Annotated in this window: 19 protein-coding genes; 11 read left to right on the plus strand and 8 right to left on the minus strand. The window is 56.0% G+C overall.

Annotated features, from left to right (window positions below; translation table 11 throughout):
• Positions 1-234 precede the first annotated feature (234 nt).
• From HRQ63_RS24115 to HRQ63_RS24135, 5 genes are all read right to left on the minus strand, one after another.
• Positions 235-3,561, minus strand: coding sequence for an efflux RND transporter permease subunit (locus tag HRQ63_RS24115; RefSeq protein ID WP_172247709.1), 3,327 nt, complete (start codon positions 3,559-3,561; stop codon positions 235-237).
• 66 nt (positions 3,562-3,627) lie between these two features.
• On the minus strand, positions 3,628-4,593 hold the full coding sequence (locus tag HRQ63_RS24120) for a TetR family transcriptional regulator (protein WP_172247710.1): 966 nt from the start codon (positions 4,591-4,593) through the stop codon (positions 3,628-3,630).
• A 129-nt stretch (positions 4,594-4,722) separates the two neighbouring features.
• Positions 4,723-5,037 (minus strand): DMT family transporter, encoded by a 315-nt coding sequence (locus HRQ63_RS24125; protein WP_172247711.1) that lies wholly within the window; start codon positions 5,035-5,037, stop codon positions 4,723-4,725.
• A gap of 1 nt (position 5,038) precedes the next feature.
• A complete protein-coding gene (locus HRQ63_RS24130; RefSeq protein WP_172247712.1) occupies positions 5,039-5,413 on the minus strand; it encodes a DMT family transporter in 375 nt (124 codons plus the stop codon).
• Between the two features lie 27 nt (positions 5,414-5,440).
• Positions 5,441-6,025 carry a TetR/AcrR family transcriptional regulator gene (locus tag HRQ63_RS24135; protein WP_172247713.1) on the minus strand — a complete coding sequence of 195 codons (585 nt, stop codon included), beginning with the start codon at positions 6,023-6,025 and terminating at the stop codon, positions 5,441-5,443.
• A 233-nt stretch (positions 6,026-6,258) separates the two neighbouring features.
• Here HRQ63_RS24135 and cls point away from each other — a divergent pair, with 233 nt between their 5' ends.
• The 10 genes from cls to ychF all read left to right on the plus strand — a co-directional run bounded on the left by cls (position 6,259) and on the right by ychF (position 18,720).
• On the plus strand, positions 6,259-7,770 hold the full coding sequence (gene cls / locus HRQ63_RS24140) for a cardiolipin synthase (RefSeq protein ID WP_172247714.1): 1,512 nt from the start codon (positions 6,259-6,261) through the stop codon (positions 7,768-7,770).
• A gap of 442 nt (positions 7,771-8,212) precedes the next feature.
• Positions 8,213-9,766, plus strand: coding sequence for a phytoene desaturase family protein (locus tag HRQ63_RS24145; RefSeq protein ID WP_172247715.1), 1,554 nt, complete (start codon positions 8,213-8,215; stop codon positions 9,764-9,766).
• Complete coding sequence (locus HRQ63_RS24150; RefSeq protein WP_172247716.1) at positions 9,763-11,241, plus strand: phytoene desaturase family protein; 1,479 nt, start codon at positions 9,763-9,765, stop codon at positions 11,239-11,241. The genes HRQ63_RS24145 and HRQ63_RS24150 overlap by 4 nt, the downstream gene beginning before the upstream one ends.
• The gene (locus HRQ63_RS24155) at positions 11,238-12,110 is read left to right on the plus strand and encodes a phytoene/squalene synthase family protein (protein ID WP_172247717.1); all 873 of its coding nucleotides are present in this window, start codon (positions 11,238-11,240) and stop codon (positions 12,108-12,110) included. The genes HRQ63_RS24150 and HRQ63_RS24155 overlap by 4 nt, the downstream gene beginning before the upstream one ends.
• A gap of 41 nt (positions 12,111-12,151) precedes the next feature.
• Entirely contained in the window at positions 12,152-12,955 is an 804-nt protein-coding gene (locus tag HRQ63_RS24160) for a carotenoid biosynthesis protein (protein WP_216674068.1), read from the plus strand.
• Positions 12,912-13,664 (plus strand): lysophospholipid acyltransferase family protein, encoded by a 753-nt coding sequence (locus HRQ63_RS24165; RefSeq protein WP_172247718.1) that lies wholly within the window; start codon positions 12,912-12,914, stop codon positions 13,662-13,664. Before HRQ63_RS24160 ends, HRQ63_RS24165 begins: the two co-directional genes overlap by 44 nt.
• A complete protein-coding gene (locus HRQ63_RS24170; protein ID WP_172247719.1) occupies positions 13,661-14,800 on the plus strand; it encodes a glycosyltransferase family 2 protein in 1,140 nt (379 codons plus the stop codon). Before HRQ63_RS24165 ends, HRQ63_RS24170 begins: the two co-directional genes overlap by 4 nt.
• Positions 14,801-14,825: 25 nt before the next feature.
• Positions 14,826-16,301 carry a phytoene desaturase family protein gene (locus tag HRQ63_RS24175; RefSeq protein WP_172247720.1) on the plus strand — a complete coding sequence of 492 codons (1,476 nt, stop codon included), beginning with the start codon at positions 14,826-14,828 and terminating at the stop codon, positions 16,299-16,301.
• An 89-nt stretch (positions 16,302-16,390) separates the two neighbouring features.
• A complete protein-coding gene (gene fni / locus HRQ63_RS24180; protein ID WP_172247721.1) occupies positions 16,391-17,440 on the plus strand; it encodes a type 2 isopentenyl-diphosphate Delta-isomerase in 1,050 nt (349 codons plus the stop codon).
• Between the two features lie 179 nt (positions 17,441-17,619).
• Complete coding sequence (gene ychF / locus HRQ63_RS24185; protein WP_172247722.1) at positions 17,620-18,720, plus strand: redox-regulated ATPase YchF; 1,101 nt, start codon at positions 17,620-17,622, stop codon at positions 18,718-18,720.
• 333 nt (positions 18,721-19,053) lie between these two features.
• Here ychF and HRQ63_RS24190 read toward each other — a convergent pair whose 3' ends face one another.
• From HRQ63_RS24190 to HRQ63_RS24200, 3 genes are all read right to left on the minus strand, one after another.
• Complete coding sequence (locus HRQ63_RS24190; RefSeq protein WP_172247723.1) at positions 19,054-20,289, minus strand: DUF2087 domain-containing protein; 1,236 nt, start codon at positions 20,287-20,289, stop codon at positions 19,054-19,056.
• A 185-nt stretch (positions 20,290-20,474) separates the two neighbouring features.
• On the minus strand, positions 20,475-20,936 hold the full coding sequence (locus tag HRQ63_RS24195) for a chemotaxis protein CheX (protein ID WP_172247724.1): 462 nt from the start codon (positions 20,934-20,936) through the stop codon (positions 20,475-20,477).
• Positions 20,927-21,790 carry a response regulator gene (locus HRQ63_RS24200; RefSeq protein ID WP_172247725.1) on the minus strand — a complete coding sequence of 288 codons (864 nt, stop codon included), beginning with the start codon at positions 21,788-21,790 and terminating at the stop codon, positions 20,927-20,929. The genes HRQ63_RS24195 and HRQ63_RS24200 overlap by 10 nt, the downstream gene beginning before the upstream one ends.
• A gap of 391 nt (positions 21,791-22,181) precedes the next feature.
• Between HRQ63_RS24200 and prfA the strand changes: the two genes are divergently transcribed.
• Positions 22,182-23,252, plus strand: a complete 1,071-nt coding sequence (gene prfA, locus HRQ63_RS24205) for a peptide chain release factor 1 (protein WP_172247726.1) — start codon at positions 22,182-22,184, stop codon at positions 23,250-23,252.
• Positions 23,253-23,273: the final 21 nt, after the last annotated feature.

Genomic DNA, 23,273 nt, shown 5'->3' on the forward strand with positions numbered 1-23,273 from the left:
CGAGCCGAGCCGAGCCGAGCCGAGCCGAGCCGAGCCGAGCCGAGCCGAGCCGAGCCGAGCCGAGCCGAGCCGAGCCGCTTATAGGCATTCGCTTCCGTGCAAAAAGCCGCGTTCCCTTGGGAACACGGCTTTTTGTCGATATTTATATTGTCTTTAAGGATGCAACCTTTCAACAAACGCGAGTCAAAGTCCTATCCCTGCTTTTCGGCATAAAGAACCGATCAGGCTCGTTCGTTAATCCAGCGGTGTCTCCAGCTTTTCCAGTTCCGCGCGTCTGGCACGGGACTTGCTGCTGATTTTCATCAGGAACTCGTACACGACAGGTACGATCACGAGGGTCAGCGCGGTGGAACTGATCAGGCCGCCGATTACGGTGATCCCGAGACCCTTGGAAATGATCCCGGCTCCGCCTTCCCAGCCCGCAACAAGCGGAATCAAGGCTCCGATTGTAGCAAGGGCGGTCATCAGGATCGGACGCAGACGGGTCGATCCGGCTTCGAGCAGCGCTTCGCGCGTCGAGAGGCCTTCGCGTTCCTTATGAATCACGCGGTCGATCAGGACGATCGCGTTGGTGACGACGATACCGATCAGCATCAGTACGCCCATCAGTGCCGATACGCTGAGCGATTCTCCGCCGATCAGCAGACCGATCAATGCGCCGATGACGATGAACGGCAGCGAGAACAGAATCGCGAACGGTGCCAGACCGCCGCCGAAGGTGACGACGAGCACGAAATACACGATCGCGATCGCGGCCAGCATCGCGAGGCCGAGCTGCGAGAAGGTATCGTTGATCTGCTCCGTAACGCCGCCGAATTCGACGGTGATGCCGTCCGGCAGATCCAGATCGTTAATCTTGTTCTCCAAAGCGGTCGAAGCGCCGCCGACGTCGGAGGAAACGATATTGGCCGACAATTGGGCGACGGTCTTGCCGTCGGAGCGGCTGATCGTGTCCGGCGCAAGGCCTTCTTGAACTTCGACGACGTCGCTGATCGGGACTTGAACGCCGAGCGGCGAAGTCAGTTCGGTGTCTTCGATTTCGGAAAGGGTCGAATACGTCTTGCTCTCGGTCTCGATGTAGACGTTATGGTTTTGCCCGTCCAGATCGACTTCGGTCAATACCGGACGCTGCGTAACCGGAGCGAGCGCCATCGCGATCTGTCCGGCAGTCAGTCCGTACGAGCTGAGCTTTTGCTGATCGGCCACCAATGTATATTGGTTATAGCCTTCTTCCAGGTTGCTTTCGGCTTCTTCGAAGTTGGAATCGGCCTGAATCAGCTTCAATACTTCGTCGGCTACCGGCTTGAGGTCGTCCGTGCTGTCGCCGTAGATGCTGACGCTCAGCTGGCTGCCGCCCAGGCCGCCGCCGATATCCATTTGGCTCCATTCGCCGTCCGGAACGCGTTCTTCCAGGCCGGCCAGCAGGTTTTCCTTAACCTTATCGAAGTCAGCGGTATCGCTTTCGAACTCCGTATAGAATAGGGCGGAATTCGATGAACCAAAGCCCAACGGATTCGATCCGCCGATCGAATATTGCATATTGGTCAGATTCGGCTGATCGCGGACGAATTCTTCGGCGTCCAGCATCCGCTGCTGAGCCTGTTCATCCGTCGCGCCCGCTTCCGGCGAATACGTGAACGTGAACGTCTTGTCTTCTTGTTCCGGCAGGAAGCTGGTGCCGACATACGGCAAGGTGAACAAGCTGCCGACAAGCAGCACCACCGCGATCAGGAACGTGATCAGCTTATGGGACAGCGACCATTCCAGAATGCGCTTGTAGCCTTCGGACATGCGGCTCGGCTTGTCGTGCGCAACTTTTTTCTTGATGCCGCCGCGGAACAGCGTGTGGGCCAACATCGGCACAAGCGTGATCGCGATCAACAGCGAGGCGAGCAGCGCGAACACCATGGTCAGGGCAAACGGCATGAACAGCTCGCCGACCATGCCGCTGACGAAAGCAAGCGGAACGAATACGGCCAACGTGACGATGGTCGAGGACATGATCGGCAGGAACATCTCCCGCGTCGCGGCGCTGATCAATTGACGTCCGCGCAGCTTCTCGCTGCTCAACGTCATGCGCCGGTAGATGTTCTCGATAACGACAATCGAGTCGTCGACGACCCGGCCGATCGCGACGGTCATGGCGCCGAGGGTCATCATGTTCAAGGTGACGCCCATCTGCTTGAGCAGCAGAACGGCAATCAAGAGCGAGAGCGGAATCGACAGGATCGAGATGATCGTCGAGCGGATATCGCGCAGGAAGATCAGAATGATCAACACGGCGAACAACGCGCCGAAGATCGCTTTTTCCAACATGGTGCGAACGGAATCTTCGATCGGCTTGCCCTGGTCGAGCATGACGGTCAGGTTCAGGCCGGAATATTGGCTCTCCAGGTCGGCGATACGGTCTTTGACCGCATTGACGACGTCGACCGTGTTGGCATCGTTGGTCTTGACGATCTGAATGCCGATCGATTCCAGGCCGTTGGTGCGGGAGACGGACTCGGAGCTTCCTACGACTTCGAGCGTCGCGATATCGCTCAGCTTGACGGTAGGCAGTCCGTTTGCTGCCGCAGCGGCAGCCGCGCCCTGTTGGGCTTCGCCTTCTTGTGCAGCCGCGGCGCCTGCGCCTTGCTCTGCATCGCCTTGCTGCGCGATGTCGACGCCGGCACCCTGTTGGGCTTCGCCTTCTTGGGCGGCATCGATGCCTGCCGCGCCCTGTTCGTCGGTACCTTGACCTTGTCCGGCGCTTGGCGTACCGGAAGCGTCAGGGGCTGCGGCGCCTTGTGCTCCGCCAGCCTGCGGCTGCTCGGGAACGACCGGAATTTCCAGCGCCTTCAGATCGTCCAGCGTCGTGACGTTGCCGTCAACGACAACCGCCGATTGCGTGTCGTCAAGCGTGAACAATCCGAGCGGGGCGCGAAGAGACGAAGCGTCCACGATATTTTGTACCGTTTCCCGCGTCAGACCCAGTTCGGCCATTTTGGCATCATCGAAAGTCAGCTGAACTTCGCGCACGTATTGACCGGAGAGCTGAACCGAGGCGATGCCTTCGATCTTCTCCAGCTCCGGCAGCACCTGCTCTTGCGCGATCCGGGACAGCTCTTCCAGATCGTCCGCACCGGTCTCGGCTGATGCGCTCAGCGAGATAACGGGGAAGGAATTCAGGCTGAAGCGCGTGATTTGCGGACGCTCCACGCTTTCGGGCAGCGTGATCTGGTTCAGTCCTTCGCGAATCTGGGCCGTCGCTTCGTCCAGATTGGCGCCGAAGTTGAACTCGACGGCGAGGGAAGCCACGTTTTCCATCGACGAGGAGGTAACGTTCTGCACGCCGTTCACGTTGCGCAGCATTTGTTCCAGCGGTATGGTCACTTCGTTCATGACCGTCTCCGGGGCGGCGCCCGGATCGACCGCCGTAATGCTCAGGAACGGGACATTGATATCAGGTATGGTTTCCTGCTTCATGGTGAGTCCGCTGTAAATGCCGGCTGCCGTGATGACAATCGTCAAGAACCAGACCGCAAGCTTGTTTCGCAGGGAAAAGCCGATGATACTTTTCATAAAAAGATTCTCCACTCCTCTTAGATGGACTGCACCCGTTGTCGGGCGTCATTTTCGCGGACGTGCTTATTGTTTCGACGACGGGGATTCATGCGCGGACAATTCGTCCAAACGATAAGAAACAAGCGGGCCGAGCTGTTCCAGCGCGCCGTGCAGAACATGGACTTCTTTCAGATTGGCGAACATGCCTTTCACGACGGCTCGTCTCGGCGAGTCGGCAGAAAGTTCTTCTTCCAGCACGTCCAGCGCCTCCAGCGCTTCTTCGCGCTCGGCGCGCAGCAGGGGACTCCAGGCAAGCGTGTCGCGCATTTGGCGGATCAGGATAAACGGACGTCTGGCCGCGCCTGATTCATCCGGCGCTTCCTTGATCCACTCTGCCCACAGCGACGAGGGAATCAGCGGTTCCGGCTGCTGCCGGAGCAAGCGCTCCGCGGCCGCGTCCACCATGGATTCCAGATGGCGGAGCGCCTCTGGAATCGGAATCTCCGGCATGCCCCAATCGTCGGCGAGCTGAAGGTACGAGAAGGTCAATCCGCCGATGACGACGGACAGGTCGCCGGAGTATCGGTCGATCTCCGGTCCGTAGATGCCGATCAGGCTGCGGCGGATCAGGAGAAAGGCTTGGGTCAACAGCGGATTCCGCACGGGAGCGCACCGTCCTTCTTCCTGCCGTTGTCTCAGCTGATCGCCGATCCCGCTGAATTCCTGCTCCCGGATCTGCATCAGCATGAAGGATTTGAATTCGATCAACGAATGCAGAAGCACTTCGATCTGCGCGAGAAAAGTTTCCCGGGCGGAGCGGTTTTCCGCGGCCGCGGCTTCCAGCTTCTCTTGCAAGGTGCCGAGCGCGTATTCGTGGATGGAGCGGATCAGTTCTTCCTTGGAACGAAAATGCTGGTACAGCGTCCCCTTGGAAAAACCGCATCGTTCCGCAATGTCCTGCATGGATGTCGCCTTGATTCCGCGCTCGGAAAACAGGGCGAGGGCCACGGCGAAAATCGTATGTTTGCGCTCTGCGGATTTATCTGCCAAAACGTCATGCGCCTCCTTGTTTGACTTGTGGGTTCTGTGAACGACTGTCGAGTCAGGAATTAGTATAAACGAAAAAAACAGCCGTCTCAACTTTACCGGAAAATCGGGGTCGAGAACGGCTGTTTTCGATTATGAAATCAATTTGAGTCCGACTGCCGCGGCCAAGATCATGGCAATGAACAACAGGCGCTTGGCTTCTTTGGCTTCGCCGTACATGAACATGCCGACGAGCGCGCCGCCTACCGTGCCGATGCCGGTCCAGATCGCGTAGGCCGTACCCATCGGAATATGCTGCATGGCGTAAGTGAGCAGCGAGAAGCTGCCCGCGAAGGCGGCAATCAACAGGGCAAAAGCGGGAACGCCTTTGCGCAAAGAAACCTGCTTGAGTCCGATCACGCCGAATACTTCGCAGCATCCGGCCAAAACGAGAGCCATCCACGGCATATCAGATCGCCTCCTTTTTGCTGACGATGCCTGGAGCGGTTTCATCCTTCGGCGAGTCGGTGACAAGCTTCAGGCCGACGACGCCGGATAGCAGAAGCAGGATAAGCAGCGTCTTGGCAATGCTGAACGGCTCGCCGAACAACAGCGTCTCGGCAACGACCGTCCCTGCCGTGCCGAGCCCCGTGAATACCGCATACACGCTGCCGATCGGCAGCACTTTCGAAGCGTTGATCATCAGCCAGAAGCTTGCCGCGATCCCGATCACGGTCAGCAGCCATTCCCAAATATTCGAGGAGTGCTTGAGGCCCGATACCCAGGCGACCTCGAACACTCCCCCGATCAATACATACAACCACCCGCGATTCGCACGGCTCATGGTATTCACTCTCCTTAAAAAAATCGGTTACTCCGCAATAAGCACGCCCCGACAATATACCGGCCAGATCGCCTCCAGACGCCTTGCCGCTTTTGCCCGGGTCGTATAAATAGCTTCAGCCATCACGCCGTCCAGCACCGTCAGATAAGCCAACGCCGCTTCCTGCGCGCCTTCCGGACGCAAGCGTTCGGAATGAACGGGCTGCTCCAACAGACGAATCAATCCAAGCTCGGCCTGAGCGAAAAACGGATTGACGAGCGCCATCACCTGGTCGTGCAAAGCGCTCGGCGGGAAATAACACATCCGCAGCAAAAAGCGCGTTTCCGCATCCGATTCGTGATCGTCCATCAGCCGCTCAATAAGCTCGCGCAGCGTCTGTTCGAACGGACGTGCCGTATCTTGCAGGATATGCCTAAGCAGCATGTACTGCTTGCGACGCAGCGTTCGTTTGAACACGCACAAGAACAAATCTTCTTTGCTGCGGAAATGGGCATAGATCGAGGGCTTGCGTATCCCGACTGCATCCGCGATCCGGCCCAGCGAAGCTCCTTCGAACCCTTCGCTGGCAAAAAGTTGCAGCGCGACATCCTCGATAGCAGGTTTGCGAGTCATGCGGAAGCTCTCCTTTTCCCGTCAAAATAGCAATCAAAACCGAACTAACGATCGTTAGGTTGTAATTTAGCATGATGGATTCGGAATGTCAACGGGAAGGGTAAAGGGAGTTAACAAGGACTCGGATCGTGTTCGAAAAAGGATTTGCCTGACCGAATAATGAAACCGAACGGGGTTCGGCACGTAGTGACCTGAACGAAGAAATCCCCCTATACCCGAGAGGAGCATGCGAAGTGAGACGCGGATTACTTGTATTTATGCTTGCCGTGCTTCTGTTCGTCTTTTATTATTTCGGCGTCGATTTGTTCGGAACGACCGCGGCTGCCGTAATGAGTATTTTTTCCACCCTGACCGTCGTCTCGATTGCTTTCGTGATCTTCATGGACAACCGCAATCCTTCCAGTACGCTATCCTGGATTCTGGTATTGGGGCTGCTTCCGGTCGTGGGGCTGATTTTCTATTTCCTGTTCGGACAGAACTATTTCCGCCGCCGCAAGTACGATAAAAAAGCGGAGTGGGATCGTCGCATTTATAAGTGGAGCGAAAAAGATACGCTGGCGGGCGTGGAGAATACGGCGCATTTTACCGAGGAGCAGCAGCGGATTCTGCGCCTGTCGCGCCGCTTGTCGCTGATGCCCGTCTCTTATTCCAGCCAAACGGCGGTGCTCACCAACGGCGGAAGCACCTTTTCGGAATTGTTGGAGGCTCTGCGCGCGGCGAAGCATCATATCCACATGGAGTATTACATTTACCGGGCGGACGATATCGGCACGCAGATTCAACGGCTGTTGATCGAAAAAGCCAAAGCGGGCGTCGAGGTTCGATTCATGGTCGATGCGGTCGGCAGCATTCAGCTTCCGCGAAAGTTTTTGGACGAGATGCGGGAAGCCGGAGTGAAAGTGGCGTTGTTCGGCGCGACGAAGTTTTTGCTGGCCACGAGCCGGGTCAATTACCGCAACCATCGCAAGATCGTGGTCATCGATAAAAATATCGGGTTCATCGGCGGATTGAATGTAGGCGACGAATATCTCAGCCGCAGCAAAACGTACGGCTTCTGGCGCGATACGCATATGCGGATCGAAGGCGAGGCGGTCAGCACGTTGCAGCGGATCTTCCTGCGCGACTGGCGGCATATGACGAACGAACAGCCGACGGGACCGGGGTATTTTCAGTCTAAAGGCAAACCGAACCCGGAATTGGGCGCCGTGCAGATCATTGCCAGCGGACCGGATAACGACCGCCGCGCATTGAAGCATATCTTCTTCTCCATGATTACGACCGCAAAAAAGTCGGTCTGGATCGCGACGCCGTATTTTATACCGGACGAGGACATCCTCACCGCGCTGCGAACCGCCGCTTTATCCGGGCTTGACGTACGGTTGCTCTTTCCGGCCAAGCCGGACAAAAAGCTGCCGTTCTGGGCGTCGCACTCGTATTTCCCGATCCTGCTGGACGCCGGCGTGAAAATTTACGAATACGAAAAAGGCTTCCTGCATTCCAAACTGCTGATCGTGGACGGAGAAACGGCGAGCATCGGTACCGCCAATATGGACATGCGCAGCTTCCACCTGAATTTCGAGGTCAACGCGCTGCTTATGAACAACGCCAGCGTACAACGCATCACCGCCGATTTCGAACGCGACCTCCTTAACACAACCATGATCGATCCCGCAAAATTCGGCAGCAAACGCATGGCCGTCCGCTTCATGGAATCCGCAGCCCGCTTGCTGTCCCCTCTGTTATAAAAGTGATCAGACACACTATCTTTAGGGCCGTGACCGCCCCTCAACATGCCGAGAAAGCCCAACGTAGCCGGAAGCGAGAAGACGGAGAGAGAAATTCAGTGTAGGAGCGATAGCGTTCGCCTTTGAAATCGGGAAAATACAAATAAAAGTTCAATCCTTTTTCCCGATTTCAACACGCGACCGAAACGAATTTCTCTCGCAGTCTTCTCGCTTCCCCGCCACCGTAACTTTCAAGAGCAATGAGAGGGCCATAATCGGCCCTTTTTCCCATCCCCCAAAATCTTGTTTGTGAGACGAAGCTTGCTATGTTAGGCTAAAGGAGAATATTTGAATCGCAAGCCAACCGATTTTACAAAGTACATCATTCACAAAACGAGCCGTTAGGCCGGTTATTGGGTAATTAAAAATAATGTGAGAAGTCTAATCACGAAAGGTGAATGGAATGGCGCAAAAGGAAAATCGAAAAACTGCGGTGATCGTAGGAGCAGGACCCGGAGGATTGGCGGCAGCCATGCTGCTCGGCGCAAAGGGATACGAAGTCGACGTGTATGAAAAGCAAGAGGTTCCGGGAGGACGTTCGGGCCGCATCAAGCTGGGAGCGTACACCTTTGACCGGGGCGCAACATTCGTCATGATGCCGCAATTGCTGGAAGAGCTGTTCGAACAAGCCGGGCGCTCGGTGCATGATTATGTGGAGCTGCACAAGCTGGACCCGTTGTATGGATTGTATTTTGATCGCGGACGTACGGTGTTGATGCCGTCCAGCGACAACGAAGAGACCGCAAAACGCATCCAGGCGCTTTTTCCTGGGGAAGAGGCCGGATTCTACCGCTTTATGACCGACGAGTCAGTGAAGTACTCACACGTGGAACCGCTGCTGCGGCGGCCTTTCGGCGGCTTCGGCGATTATATGAAAAGCGATGCGATAAAGGCACTTCCCTACCTGAAAATTACGGATACCGTATACGGTCAGCTTTCGCGCTACTTCAACGACGAGCGGCTTAAATACGCATTTACCTTCCAATCCAAATATTTGGGCATGTCCGCATGGAACTGTCCGGGAACGTTCACGATTCTGTCCTACATGGAACATCGTTACGGACTGGTGCATCCGAAAGGCGGAGTCGCGGCTTTGTGGGATGCCATGGTCAAAGTCGCCGAAGAGCACGGCGTGCGATTCCATATGGGCAGCCCGATTGAACGAATCCTGACGCAAAAAGGTCGCGCCACGGGCGTTCGGTTAAAAGGCGGAGAGACTCGGGAAGCGGATCATGTGGTGATCGGAGCGGACTTTGCTTCGGCGATGAACGGACTGTTCGAACCCGGCGTGCTCAAGAAATATACCCCGAAAAAGCTGGAAGCGAAAAAATATTCCTGCTCGACCGCGATGCTGTATCTGGGTATCGACGGGGACGTCGATCTGCCGCACCACTCGATTCATTTCGCCGACGATTACGAGAAAAACGTCAAAGAAATCACGGAGAGCCTGACGCTGTCGGAAGATCCGTCCATCTACGTGCACAACCCGTCCAGACTCGATCCGACGCTTGCGCCGGAAGGCAAATCGTCGCTGTACGTGCTGCTGCCCGTTCCGAATCTGAAAGGCGACGCGGATTGGGTCGGACAGCGCGCAGAACTCAAAGAACGCATGTTGAGTCGTCTGGAAGAGATCGAGCAGCTCAAAGACATCCGCGGCCGCATCGAGGAGGAAGCCTTTTTCACGCCGCAGGATTGGCAGGATTCGCTGGATGTTTATCAGGGAGCCACGTTCAACCTGTCGCATAATCTGGGGCAAATGATGGCGCTGCGTCCGCATAATCAATTCGAGGAAGTCGAGCGGGTTTGGCTGGTGGGCGGAGGCACGCATCCGGGCAGCGGCCTGCCGACGATCTTCGAATCGGCGCGGATCAGCGTGGATCTGATCGAGAAAGCCGACGGCAAGGCGCACAGAAGCGCGGCTCCGCAAACGCTCGGCACAGCAGGAGCAGCCGAGTGAGCGGCGGTCCGAAAGTCGCCATCGTCGGCGGCGGCATCGGGGGACTGACGGCTGCCCTGCTGCTCAGCAAGCAGGGCGCCGAAGTGACGCTGCTCGAAGCGCGGGATCGCCTCGGCGGGCGGATCGCGTTCGAGCGCGACGAAGGCGATGTGCGTCGAATCGACCAAGGCCCGACCATTGTCCTCCTGCCGGAAATGCTGTTGTCGATTTTGGAAGAAGGCGGGGTCGATCGGGAGCGCATCAAGCTGATCGAATCCGACCCGCTGTATCGGATTCATTTCTCGGACGGACAGGTCATGACCAAGCGCAGACGCCCCGAGCATCAGGCCAAAGAAATCGATCGCTTGTTTCCCGGGGAGTCGGAAGCGTACATGCGGTACATGAACCGTACGCGCGAATTGTACCCCGACGCGCAAAAAGCGGTATTGGAACGGACTTTTCCGCGCAAGCGGGACTTTTTTACCCCGCGCCAGCTCCGGATGCTCGGTCAGCTTCAAGCCCATCGGAGCGTCAGGGGAGCTGCCGCCCGATACTTCCGAAGCGATAACCTGATCGACGCCTATTCGCTTCAGTCCCTGTATATCGGGGGACAACCTACCGGAACGCCGGGAGTATACTCGATTCTGCCGTACGCGGAGCATGAATTCGGCATTTGGATGATCGAAGGCGGTTATGCCCGTCTTCCGGTCATTTTGGAGGAAGAGCTTCATTCGCGCGGCGTCGAGATCCGACTGAATACGCGCGTCGAGCGTTTAGAGGTTGAAAAGGGACGCTGCACGGGTATTGTAGTGGATGGAGTACGGGAAAAATATGATGCCGTGCTGTTCAACGGGGACTTCCCGGGCATCTTGCCGCTGCTTGAAGGACATCCGGAAGCTGCCCGGCGGAAAAAGCCGTATCAACCTTCTTCCGGATGCGTACTTGTCTTTATGGGGGTATCCAAACGCTGGGAAGATACGGCGGCGCATCAGTTTTTCCTGCCGGACAGTCTGAGCGACAGTTTGCAAGCCGTGTTCGAGCGGGGCATGATTCCGGCGAATCCGTCTTTTTACGTGTTCAATCCGGTCGTGCTCGACCCCGATGCCGCGCCGGAAGGCGAAAGCGTGCTGTACTTCTTGATCCCCGCTCCCGACGCTTCGCGCATCGCCTGGTCCAAAGAAGGCCGGCGGCTGGCGCGCAAGGTGCTTCGGGCTGCCGAGGAACGAGGATTTTCGGGATTGCGCGAATCGATCAAATGGATCAAGCTGCGCACGCCCGAGGATTCGAAAGCGGACGGCAACTATGTCGGAGGAAGCTTCGGCATTGCCCCGATCCTTGCGCAATCGGGTCCGTATCGACCTCAGCCGAAACCTTTTAAAACGATTGACGGACTTTATGCGGCGGGGGCTTCCGTGCATCCGGGCGGCGGGGTGCCGATCGTGATGCAGGGAGCGAGAATGGCCGTAAATCAGCTTTTGGAGGAGTGGAATCCATGAACGAACAAATTATGCAGCAATGCGAAGAAACGATGCGGCGGGGATCGTCTTCGTTTTACCACGCCTTCCGCGATTTGCCTGAACGCAGGCGGCATGCCGTCTATGTGATCTACGCGTTTTGCCGGCTGATCGACGATAGCGTGGATGAACCGGAGACGTCGCCGTTTACGATCCATGAACTGAAAGAGCGGTTTTTAAATTTGGAAAAAGCAGAAGGACATTTCATCTGGCCTGCGCTGCGTTGGTTGTTCGCCAGCTTCCCGAACCTTAATCGACATCCGTTTTTGAATCAGATGGACGGTCAACTCTCCGACTTGACGCTGCTGCGTTACGAGACGATGGGGCAGCTGGAGCATTATTGTTATCTGGTGGCCGGGACGGTGGGCGAGATGCTGCTGCCGGTGCTGCGCGACGATCTGCATGTAGAGGCGGCGGAAGCCGGAATTGCTTTGGGCAAAGGCATGCAAATCGTCAATATCATTCGCGATGTGGGAGAAGACTTGCGCCGGGGGCGTCGTTACATTCCGGCGGAGCTGATGCGCCGTCACGGATATACGGACGAGGATCTGGATAATGGAGTGATCGACGCGCGCTTTGTCGCCATGATCGACGAACTGCATAGCCAGGCGGCGAAGTGGTTCGCGAAAGGGTTGTCCAACCTGGAGACGTATCCGAAGCGCAGCGGTTTGGCGGTCGCTTTGGCCGCGGCGTTCTACGGCGCGATCTTCGATCAGGTGCGCCGCAACGGATATGATGTGTTCAATCGCCGCGCGATCGTGCCGGATGAGGAAAAAGGCGTACTGCTTATGAATGTAATGACCGCTTTCGGTGCGATTGACGGGACGGCGGATAGCGCAGCGGTATCGTGATCGGCGAGTTGGGGGAATATGCGGCGACAGAAAAGATAAGCATGCTTGATCGAACCGTTCGTATTTCGGGTATCGTGTTTTATTTCTGGATGTCGATCGGCCTGACTCTGATGTTGACGTTCGGCGTGCCGAATATGCTCGGCTTTTCGAATGCGTTGTTTCTGGTTTTTTATGCCGCGTATGCGTTCGTGCTGCTTCGTTTGGCGATGGAGCCGACGGCAGCCGAGGCTCGACGGCCGGAACGCCCGTTATTGCGTCTGACGCTGGGCGCAGTCGGGATATGGCTGGGCGGTATGGGAATCGAGTGGAGCGGCGTGCATACGGGCTGGCCGTTCGGAGGGTACCACTATTCGTGGATTCTGGGTCCGCACCTGTTCGGCGTGCCGATCACGTTGGGTTTTGCCTGGATTGCGGTGATCGGCAGCTCGGCCTTGATTGCGGGACCGGGAAGACCGACACTGCCGGGACGATTATGGAAAGCCGTGCAGATCGGGACTTGGACGGTGTTGATCGATTTTGTGCTCGATCCCGCCGCCGCGTCGCGCGGTTTCTGGCATTGGAGCGGGGAAGGCGGCTTCTACGGGATTCCGTGGAGCAACTTTGGCGCCTGGTTCGGGGTAGGGGCGATCTTGTCTTTGCTTCTGCCGGAACGCATTCCGAGCCGCCGGACGTTGCAGCTCGGTTTAAGGCTTTATCAATTTATTTTGCTGATGTTCGGTCTGATCGCTCTGCAAGACGGGCTGTACGGTCCCGTCTGGATTGCCGCGGCCGGCATCGTGCTGTCGGAGGCCCGAGTTCGTTATGATATCCGCAGAGAAAGCTCCGGCGTTTCGTGCGCTGTTTGATTTTTATAATCGCCGTTACCTGCTGCCTCGCGCGTTTCGTTCCGTCGGGTTATACGGAACGCTGGACGCCGGGATTGAACCGGAACGTCCTGTTTTGTACATAGCCAATCATAGCTCATGGTGGGACGGCCTGCTGCTCTACCATCTGTGGCGTCGCAGCGGCGAGCACAATCACTATGTCATGATGGACGAAGCGCAGCTGTCGGAATATCGTTTTTTTCGCAAGCTGGGTGCTTATTCGGTGGATAAAAGCGCTGCCGGGGCAAGCCGCGCTTCGCTTCGTTACACCGAGCGGCTGCTGGGCGAAGGGGCGAGGGTATGGCTTTTTCCGCAGGGGGATATTCGTCATCTGGAGAGCCGTCCGCTGGAATTGCGGAGGGGAGCCGCCCATTTGCTCAGACGGGTGCCGCATACCGCAGTCGTGCCGGTGACGTTCTATTATACGTCGGGCCTGCACTCCAAGCCGGAGGTATCGCTGATGGTCGGGCAACCGCTGATTGAAGATTGGGCGGGCTCGGAGGGCGCGGCGACGACGCTGTTGTTGCACGGTCGGCTGACGGAACAGCTTGACCGCCACCGCGGTTATGCGATCGCTGCGGTAAACGACCCGTCGCGCGCCAAGCTGCCCGACCGCGAGCTGCTGCGTGCCGGCTTGTCCGTCAACGAAAAATATGAACGTTTTCGCAAAAAAAGGAGGCCCGCGCATTGACTCTCACCTGGATTCTGACTGTCGTTTGCGCACTGCTGATCGCCCAACTGGTTTTCGTGCTGCTCAATGCGAAGGCGCTGCCGGTTCCCGGCCGCCGCACCAAGCCGATCGAAGGCCGTCCGCTGGTCTCGGTCTTGATTCCCGCGCGCGACGAAGAACGCAACATCGAAGACTGCCTGCGCCACGTATTGGCTTCCGACGACTCGGAGTTCCGGCTTGAAGTGATCGTGTACGACGACGATTCGAGCGACGATACGGGCGGGATCGTGCGCCGGATCGCGATGGAAGATTCGCGCGTCGGGTTGATGCGGGGCGGCGAGCTGCCTTCCGGCTGGAAAGGAAAATGCTATGCCTGCCATAACCTGGCGGAACGCGCTTCGGGAAGTTGGTACCTGATGCTTGACGCCGACGTGAGATTGGGACCGATGGCGATCCGCGACACGCTGCGTTCGGGGCAGAAGAAAAAAGCCGGCTTGGTCACGGGATTCCCCAAGCAGGTTACGGTGACGCCGCTGGAAAAGCTGGTCGTGCCGATGATGGAATTCGTGATTTTGTGCCATCTGCCGATCGCGATGGTATCGCGCTCGCGCAGCGGCTTGTTTGCCGCCGCGCACGGCGCCTACATGCTGATCAAAAAGTCGGCTTACGAATCCGCGGGCGGTTATGAAGCGGTCAAAGACGAGATGGTCGACGATATGGCGATGGCGCGCGCGGTCAAGAAAGCCGGTTACAAAATGCTTTTGGCCGATATGAGCAAGCATGCCCGTATGCGCATGTACCATACCGGGCGCGAAGTATGGGACGGCTTCAGCAAAAACCTGTTCTCGGGTCTAGGAAAAAATTACGTGCTGCTGCTCGGATTGCTGATCTGGTACATCGGCTTGTACCTGCTTCCTCCGGTTGCTTTGCTCATCGGATTGTTCTCGGGCAATATGCATCTGACAGCTTTCAGCGGAGGCGCCATGCTGCTCGGCATGGCGATCAAAGCCGTATGCGACGCGCGCGGCGGCTTGACGGCCTGGCACGGCGTCTGGATCGCGGCGACGATTGCCTGTACGCTTGCGATTGCGCTATCGAGCGTGTTCGGCGGCTTGAACGGGCAGGGGCATGAATGGAAAGGGCGTCGTTACGGATGAACAGGAAAAGAATGGAGGCATGTTCATGAGCCGCAAAGCGGTGATCGTCGGCGGAGGGCTGGGCGGATTGTCTTGCGCGATCGGTCTGGCCGTCGAAGGCTTTGACGTTACGCTGACGGAAAAGGAATCCATGCTCGGCGGCAAGCTGAAGCGCGTGGAGAAGTCCGGCTATCGCTTTGATCGAGGGCCGAGTACGATTACGATGCTGCATGCGTTTCGGCGTGTATTCGAGCGCGCGGGAAGACGGATGGATGATTATATCACGACGTACGAGTTGGAGCCGCGCACGCGAAACGTCTTTTTTGACGGGACTACGGTAGATTTGAGCCGGGATGCTTCGTGGATGCGTGAGCAGATTGCTGCTTATAGCCCTGAAGATGCTGTGCGGTATCCGGCATTTTTACAGGAAGCACGGCGTATATACGGATTGGCGGACGGCCGTTTTTTGAATCGACTGATGCTGTCCACCCGAGAGAAAATCGATCCGCTGCTGCTTCGGGATTTTCTCAAAGTTCGTCCGACCACGACATTGCGCGCTTTGCTGGCTCGTTATTTCGGTCATCCGTATACGTTGGCGATGTTCGGGCGTTATGCGACGTATGTAGGGGCTTCTCCTCTGCGCGCGCCCGCGATTTTTGCTATGCTGGCGCATGTGGAAGCGGACTTGGGGATTCACGGCATTCGCGGAGGCACATACGGTCTGGTCGAAGGCATGGAGCGTCTGGCGAGAGAGTTGGGCGTCAAAATCCGGACCGATACGGAAGTGTTGTCGATCAAGGTACGATCCGGGCGCGCCTACGGCGTCGAGACAACGGCAGGCGTCCTTGAAGCCAGCGAGATCGTATGTAACGGCGATTTGCTGACGACGGCTCGTTTGGTCCCGGATCGTCTGCGTCGCCGGAGCTCGTCCAGCCGCTTGGATACGTACGAGCCGTCTTTGTCCGGTTTCGTTTTGCTGGCCGGAGTGAAACAGCGTTATGATTCTTTGCTGCATCATACGATGTTGTTTCCCGAAAAGTTGGAGAGCGAATTCGCGGACATTTTCGAGCGCAAGGTTGCGCCGGACGATCCGGCTCTGTACATTTGCAATAGCGGGTATTCGGAAGCCGGCACGGCACCGGAGGGCGGAAGCTCCTTGTTCGTGCTTGCGAATGCGCCTTATTTGTCCGAGTCCTGGGATTGGCAAAAGCAAAGGGAAACGTATACGGGCAAACTGATCCGAATGTTGGAAAAGAGAGGGATTGGCGGTTTGGGTACGGCAGAGGTATTGGAGCGGTATACGCCTGCCGACTTGCAGCGGGATACTTATGCGCATCGGGGGGCGATTTACGGCATTTCCTCCAATACGCTTCGCCAGACCTTTTTCCGTCCCGGTAATCGCGACCCTGACGTGTCCGGATTATGGTATGTCGGGGGCACGGCGCATCCAGGCGGCGGCACGCCGCTTGTGACGCTATCGGGCCAACTTGTCGCCGAACGGATTGCCAGCACAAAGATATAAATGTACGGATCATGACAAGGTACCCGCGCAAGAGTTGACCAGGCCGGCATCGGCTTGTCATTATTAAGGAAGAAAAGAGGGGAGCGGCCATGACGAGAGAGCAAGGGATTTCCGGCCCGTCGACCGGAGATCGAAAAAGCGAGCATGTCCGCCTGTGCCTGGAGGAAGAGGTAGCTGGCGTCGGCGTAACCACGGGATTCGAGCGGTATGTTTTCCGTCATAATGCGCTGCCGGAGCTGAATTTTGACGCTATCGATCTCTCCGCCGAGTTTGTCGGACGCGCGTTGCAAGCCCCGCTGTTGATCAGCTCCATGACCGGAGGAAGCGCAGGCACGGGACGAATTAACGAGCGCTTGGCGGAAGCGGCACAACTGCGCGGCTGGGCGATGGGATTAGGTTCCGTGCGTGCCGCGGTGGAACGCGAGGATCTGGCGGAGACGTTCAAAGTCCGGCACAAAGCGCCGGATATTCCGGTCATCGCCAATCTGGGTGCCGTGCAGCTGAACTACGGATTCGGTACGGACGAGTGCCGCCGCGCGGTAGAGATCGCGGAAGCGGACGCGCTTGTCTTGCATTTGAACAGCTTGCAAGAAGTTTTCCAACCGGAAGGCAATACGAACTTCGCGGACTTGCTGCCGAAGATCAAGCGCCTATGCTTGGAACTTGGCGTACCGGTCGGGATCAAAGAGGTCGGCTGGGGAATCGACGGGGAAACCGCCTTGCGCTTGGCGGAAGCAGGCATTGCGTTCATTGACGCGGCAGGAGCAGGCGGAACCTCGTGGAGCCAGGTAGAAAAATTCCGCAGTTCCGACCGGATGCGCCGCACGGCAGCCGAAGCCTTCGCAAGCTGGGGCACCGGCACCGCCGATTGCATCACCGAAATCCGCGCCGCTCTGCCCGACCTCCCTTTGATCGGCAGCGGCGGCCTGAAAAACGGCGTAGATGCAGCCAAAGCCATTGCGCTGGGAGCGGATCTGGCGGGCGTCGGCCGTGCGCTGCTCGGACCCGCCGTCGATTCGGCGGAACGTGCGGCGTCAGCGATGGAGCAAGCCGAATTCGAACTGCGCACCGTCATGTTCGGCATCGGCGCGGGAAGCGTCGCCGAACTCAAAGCAACGAAACGCCTGATCCGCCGATAAGCGGAGCAGGCGTTTTTTGCTTCGCGAATCGCTTCGGAAAGTCTTGCCCGCCTCCCGTATCGCTGCGCCCAATTTCCTGTTATAATAGGCGGTGATGCTTATTTCAGGGCAAGCTGGCGCATCCTTTTTCGCGCGAACGCGTTATTTCAAGATCAAACTCAGAGGAGTTGTGTATTCATATGGCATTGAAAGCCGGTATCGTAGGTTTGCCGAACGTCGGCAAGTCCACATTGTTCAACGCAATCACGCAAGCGGGAGCAGAATCCGCCAACTATCCGTTCTGCACGATCGATCCGAACGTCGGCATCGTCGAAGTTCCCGACGAGCGTCTCGACAAGCTGACGGAAATGGTTACGCCGAAGAAAACCGTACCGACGGCATTCGAATTCGTCGATATCGCAGGTCTGGTACGCGGCGCGAGCAAAGGCGAAGGTCTGGGCAACAAATTCCTGGCCCATATCCGCGAAGTGGACGCGATCGTACACGTCGTTCGCTGCTTCGTGGACGAAAACATTACGCACGTTGACGGCAAGATCGATCCGGTGAGCGATATCCAGACGATCAACCTGGAGCTGATCCTCGCCGACATCGAGAGCGTGGACAAAAGAATCGAACGCTCGAAGAAGAACATGAAGGGCGGCAACAAGCAGTACGCGCAGGAGATCGAAGTGCTGGAGAAGGTCAAGGAAGCGCTGTACAATGACCAGCCGGCGCGCAGCATCGATCTGACGGAAGACGAACTGCAGCTGATCCGCGAACTGCATTTGCTGACGCTGAAGCCTGTGCTGTACGCGGCGAACGTGGCGGAAGACGAAATCGCGGATGTGGCCAACAACGCTTACGTGCAAAAAGTTCGCGATTTCGCGGCTGCCGAAAATGCGGAAGTCGTGCCGATCAGCGCGAAAATCGAAGAAGACATCTCCGAGCTGGAAGGCGAAGACAAGCAGATGTTCCTCGAAGAACTGGGCATTCAAGAGTCCGGCCTGAACCTGCTGATCAAAGCGGCTTACAAGCTGCTCGGCCTGTACACGTACTTCACGGCAGGCGTGCAGGAAGTTCGCGCGTGGACGATCCGCAAAGGCACGAAAGCTCCGGGCGCGGCGGGCGTGATCCACTCCGACTTCGAACGCGGATTTATCCGTGCCGAAGTCGTGGGTTACCACGACCTTGTGAACGCCGGTTCCATGAACGGTGCCAAAGAACGCGGTCAACTGCGCCTTGAAGGCAAAGAATATATCGTGCAGGACGGCGACGTAATGCACTTCCGTTTCAACGTTTAATCGTCGGACTAAAAAAGCCGTTCTCCTTTTTGATGGGAGAGCGGCTTTAGTTTGTCTAGAGAGTCACGTAAGCGGGGGAAGCGAGAAGACTGCGAGAGAAATTCGTTCAAGACGCTGTCTCACTCGGAAAATGGATTGGATTTAAATAAGGAGTTTTCCGAGTTCAAAGGCGTCTTTCACTGAATTTCTCTCTACGTCTTCTCACTCCCAGTTACGTTTGAGTTTCTCGACAAACTGGCCGTTCTCCTTTTTAAAAGGAGAACGGCTTTTTTGTGCTCGATGAAAGTCTTCACTCGCAGATTTAAAGAATTAAGGGTGACGTGCTCAATTTGTTCATTCAGCAGGCTTTTTGTTATAACCCTTCTCGCCGTAAGGCGTGAGCTTGGCGAGCCATTTATTTTCCAACTCGCCGAGCTGTTCGCGGATGGAGACGTAGGCGTTTTCCGAAGGCTTGAGCACTTCCAATACTTCGAATTCGAACGCGTCTTCGCCGTATGTTTTCCAGTCTTGTTGAAGCTCTTTATTTTGGAAGCTGCCGTTATTCAGTTCGAAGCGTCGTCCGTCCATCGACTTCAGGTTGGGGAGGGATGCGATGAAGGATTTGCCGCTGGCCTTGTGCATGATGCGGTAGACGCCGCTTTCTTGTTTGATTTCTTTGTAGATGGCCTGCAATTCTTTGCGGCGATCGGCGTGATTCACGGATGTATCCTCCTTCGGCGCTTTTTTGGCTTGAGGCGCCTTCTTTTTGGTTGCTTGCCGGGTTGGTGTCGCGATTGTATCATTCGGGTCAGCTGCGTAATCCGGTCGACCGCCTTGCGTCGTCCAGTAGGCGCTGCCGTCCGACTCGCGGTTGATAAAACCGTAGTCGACCAGATTGCGGCGCAGAATGGCATAATCCTCGTAGATCGGAGAAAGTTCTGCGTTCAGTTCTTTTTCCGTATACATTTTGCCGTCGTCCAGGATGGAGGCGACATGCCGCAATACGGCAAGCCGATGCTTTTCTTTCAGATCAAAGGTCAACAGGGGGCCGTCCAGCCCTTCCGGAAAAGCCCGGGATAAAATTTGCGTTTGTTCGTCCTCGGTCATATTGTAACGGTCGTCCATCATGCGGGCCTGGGGATGCGGGGCGATGAAAGAGGGTTCCGGACTGTCGCTTCGCTCCTTGAGCAGTTCCATCAACGCCAGAAAAATGCGCGCTTGCCGTTCTTTTTCCTTCAATACGAATCGATGGTTCCGGATCGTCGAAGCGCTGCCGATCTCAAGCTCGGTCTTGATCTCGTCATCGCTGCGTCCCTCATAAAAAAGCCGCAGCAGCGCGTTTTGATGACCGGTGAGTCCGGTGGCTTTCTTGTCCAGGCCGATTAAGGCTTGGAAAGCTGATCCGTGCCGGGCTTCGATATGGCGCTGCATGAATTTTTTGGCATCGTAAAAGGTTCCGTCTTCGGCATAGATCAGACCTTGCTCGGTGGCATGGCCGCAGAACAGGCAGACGAAGGTTTCTCCGTCACGGGCGTATCCGTTCTTCAAATCTTGTACGGGAGCGTTCCATAGGGTATCCGAAGTGCTCATGGGACAAATCCATCCTTTGTTTGGAATATAGTAAACTATTTTCGGTTTTGTTTGATAATATATAAACATCATTCTTATATGTTTGTCAAATAACAAACGATAATCGTATTTGTTGGTAAAATAAAAAGCCGCTTTCGCCATTAAAGACGAAAGCGGCTTTTTGCAGCTTTTGAATAGAGTCAAGATCAATTCTCGAACGAGATCAGTACCTCGACCGACGTGTCGTTAGCCAAAAGCTCTACGCTCAACACTTGCTTGGAACTCATTTTGACCGAGATGTTATCGCCGGAGAGCAGGGTCGGCGTGGAAATGTCGATGCTGATGCCCAAGCCCGCGAATTCGGTTGCCGCGGTAGCGGTCAACATATTGGACAATTCGGACAATGCGCTGCGTGCCATATCGTCAAGCTGCTCGACAGGCATGCCCATCATCATGGTCGAAGCGATTTTTTTCGCATGTTCGGTATCGATCCGATAGACGACGTTACCTTTGAGCGCGCCGACGATGCCCACCAGAATGATGATGCCCGAGCAGGTAAGGTCCTGTCCTTTTATGCCGAGCCCGCCTTTGCGAACTTCTGCGAAACCGAGCTGAGGCATGACTTTCATGAATGATTCGATAAAGGGGTTAACATGTGTTACGTCCATTTGTCCTCACCTCTTTTAAAGCCGACGTTAAGAAGCACTTCGCCGAAATCGGTGTCTCCGACGGCGCTTACCGTTTTGAAAGGCGCTTGCGAGATCAACATACGGTCCCCGTGCATGATCGACGGAGGCGCCAGACGCAAGCCGAATGCTTTGTTTTTCCTGTTCAGGATGGAACAGGCGTTGCCTGCTACAATATTGGCATACTCCGCAAGCGCGGCCGTAACTTCGTTGGGATTGGCAGGTTCTTTTTTCATCATGGCCGCAACGAGCGCGTGAGCGGTGTCTTTGCTCAAGTCGATCATCAGCCTGCCGGAAAATTTCCCGATGATGCCGATTATGACCGCGATGCCGCGAGATTCGAAATCGGTAGTCAGCTCATACTCGTTTTTATAAGTGAGCAGCGTTTTCGTCATCCGGTTCAATCCGTCTTTGAGCGTTTCTTTGAACACTTCGACGTACTCGTCTTCCAATTCGGCGTATATTTCTTCGAAAGCGATCGCTTTCTGAATGGCAGCCAGAAGTTCATCGGCATCGACGGGCTTTTGAATGTAGCCGGATACATGATTCTCTTTGGCTTCTTTGAGGATTTCGTCATCCATCATGGAACTGATCACGATGACTTTGATATTCGGATTAATGGCATGGACGGCGCGCGTGCATTCCAATCCGTCCGTTCCGGGCAGGGTCATATCCATCGTCACCAAGTCGGGCTGCGTCGCCGCGATCACTTGGTTGACTTCTTCCAGCGTTCCGGCATCGCCTACGACTTCAAATCCGTTTTCTTCCAGGATGTTTCGAATAACCGCTATTGAAAAAGGCGAATCATCCACAATTACGACTCTTGCTGCTGACATCGAACCCCGTCCTTTCTCTTGCTGCGCATTTTGCTGAAGATCAGTGAGCTTACGCCGTCATCCGGCAGCCGAAAGAATGTTATCGTGCCGAGGTAGGTGTATTGTAACTAATATCGACAGATAGCAGGCAGAATTTGAGTGGAAAATCAAGGGATTAAGCAGGAAGTTTCGATAGTCAATTCTGCGGCTCTGTGCTATAATTAAGAGTCGTCGTACATGGATACGAACGGCTCTTTTTCTTAATCTTTTTCTTTTCAGTAATCGTGGCACAGGAGGCATCGACATGATGTTTATAGGCGTGCACTTATAGCGGGTATAGATGAGTATAATTGCGCATTCAGCCCTACACTCACAACATTCAAATCTAAACTATATAAAGAGGTGATCGGCCTTGTTGGATAAATTACAGGCACTGGTTGACCGTTACGACAAATTGAGCGAGCTGCTGTGCGACCCTGACGTGGCAAGCGATTCGAAAAAGCTGCGCGACTACTCCAAAGAGCAGTCCGACCTGCAGCCGGCTTACGAAGCGTACACGGAATACAAACGCGTTTCGGAAGATCTCGACGCGGCAAAAGAAATGCAGGGCGAAAAGCTCGACGACGAAATGCGCGAAATGGTCAAAATGGAAATCGACGAATTGTCCGCGCGCAAAAGCGAACTGGAAGAAATCATCCGGATCGTTCTTCTGCCGAAAGATCCGAACGACGACAAGAACGTGATCGTCGAAATCCGCGGCGCGGCCGGCGGCGACGAAGCGGCATTGTTCGCGGCGGACTTGTATCGGATGTACAGCCGTTACGCGGATACGCAAGGCTGGAAGGTCGAGCTGATGGACGTGAACGAGAGCGATCTGGGCGGCTTCAAGGAAGTCATTTTCATGATCAACGGCCGAGGCGCGTACAGCAAAATGAAATACGAGAGCGGCGCGCACCGCGTACAGCGGATTCCGGCAACGGAATCGGGCGGCCGCATCCATACGTCGACCTCGACGGTAGCGGTGCTGCCGGAAGTCGAAGAAGTGGATATCGTCATCAGCGACAAAGATATCCGCGTGGACACGTTCTGCTCCAGCGGCGCGGGCGGACAATCCGTCAATACGACCAAATCGGCCGTGCGCGTGACGCACGTTCCGACCGGAATCGTGGCGACCTGCCAGGACGGCAAATCGCAGAACTCGAATAAGGAAAAGGCGCTTCAGGTGCTTCGTTCCCGGATTTATGACGTGATGCGTCAAGAAGAAGAAGCGAAGTATGCCGGCGAGCGTAAAAGCAAAGTCGGTACGGGCGATCGCAGCGAGCGTATCCGTACCTACAACTTCCCGCAAAGTCGCGTGACCGACCACCGCATCGGTCTGACCATGCACAAACTGGATCAAATCATGAACGGCGATATTCAAGAGATCGTATCCGCGCTGACGATCGCCGAGCAGACGGATCTGATCGACGAGAAAGGCATTTGATTCGTTGGGTTCGGATCACTT

Origin of the sequence: Saccharibacillus endophyticus (assembly GCF_013185185.1) — a bacterium.
Taxonomy (GTDB): domain Bacteria; phylum Bacillota; class Bacilli; order Paenibacillales; family Paenibacillaceae; genus Saccharibacillus; species Saccharibacillus endophyticus.

Excerpts from the sequence above, each read along its gene's own strand:
- HRQ63_RS24115 (WP_172247709.1), bottom strand. The coding sequence starts at position 3,561 with ATGAAAAGTATCATCGGCTTTTCCCTGCGAAACAAGCTTGCGGTCTGG.
- HRQ63_RS24125 (WP_172247711.1), bottom strand. The coding sequence starts at position 5,037 with ATGCCGTGGATGGCTCTCGTTTTGGCCGGATGCTGCGAAGTATTCGGC.
- HRQ63_RS24130 (WP_172247712.1), bottom strand. The coding sequence starts at position 5,413 with ATGAGCCGTGCGAATCGCGGGTGGTTGTATGTATTGATCGGGGGAGTG.
- HRQ63_RS24135 (WP_172247713.1), bottom strand. The coding sequence starts at position 6,025 with ATGACTCGCAAACCTGCTATCGAGGATGTCGCGCTGCAACTTTTTGCC.
- HRQ63_RS24145 (WP_172247715.1), top strand. The coding sequence starts at position 8,213 with ATGGCGCAAAAGGAAAATCGAAAAACTGCGGTGATCGTAGGAGCAGGA.
- HRQ63_RS24155 (WP_172247717.1), top strand. The coding sequence starts at position 11,238 with ATGAACGAACAAATTATGCAGCAATGCGAAGAAACGATGCGGCGGGGA.
- HRQ63_RS24160 (WP_216674068.1), top strand. The coding sequence starts at position 12,152 with ATGCTTGATCGAACCGTTCGTATTTCGGGTATCGTGTTTTATTTCTGG.
- HRQ63_RS24165 (WP_172247718.1), top strand. The coding sequence starts at position 12,912 with ATGATATCCGCAGAGAAAGCTCCGGCGTTTCGTGCGCTGTTTGATTTT.
- HRQ63_RS24175 (WP_172247720.1), top strand. The coding sequence starts at position 14,826 with ATGAGCCGCAAAGCGGTGATCGTCGGCGGAGGGCTGGGCGGATTGTCT.
- fni (WP_172247721.1), top strand. The coding sequence starts at position 16,391 with ATGACGAGAGAGCAAGGGATTTCCGGCCCGTCGACCGGAGATCGAAAA.
- ychF (WP_172247722.1), top strand. The coding sequence starts at position 17,620 with ATGGCATTGAAAGCCGGTATCGTAGGTTTGCCGAACGTCGGCAAGTCC.
- HRQ63_RS24190 (WP_172247723.1), bottom strand. The coding sequence starts at position 20,289 with ATGAGCACTTCGGATACCCTATGGAACGCTCCCGTACAAGATTTGAAG.
- HRQ63_RS24195 (WP_172247724.1), bottom strand. The coding sequence starts at position 20,936 with ATGGACGTAACACATGTTAACCCCTTTATCGAATCATTCATGAAAGTC.
- HRQ63_RS24200 (WP_172247725.1), bottom strand. The coding sequence starts at position 21,790 with ATGTCAGCAGCAAGAGTCGTAATTGTGGATGATTCGCCTTTTTCAATA.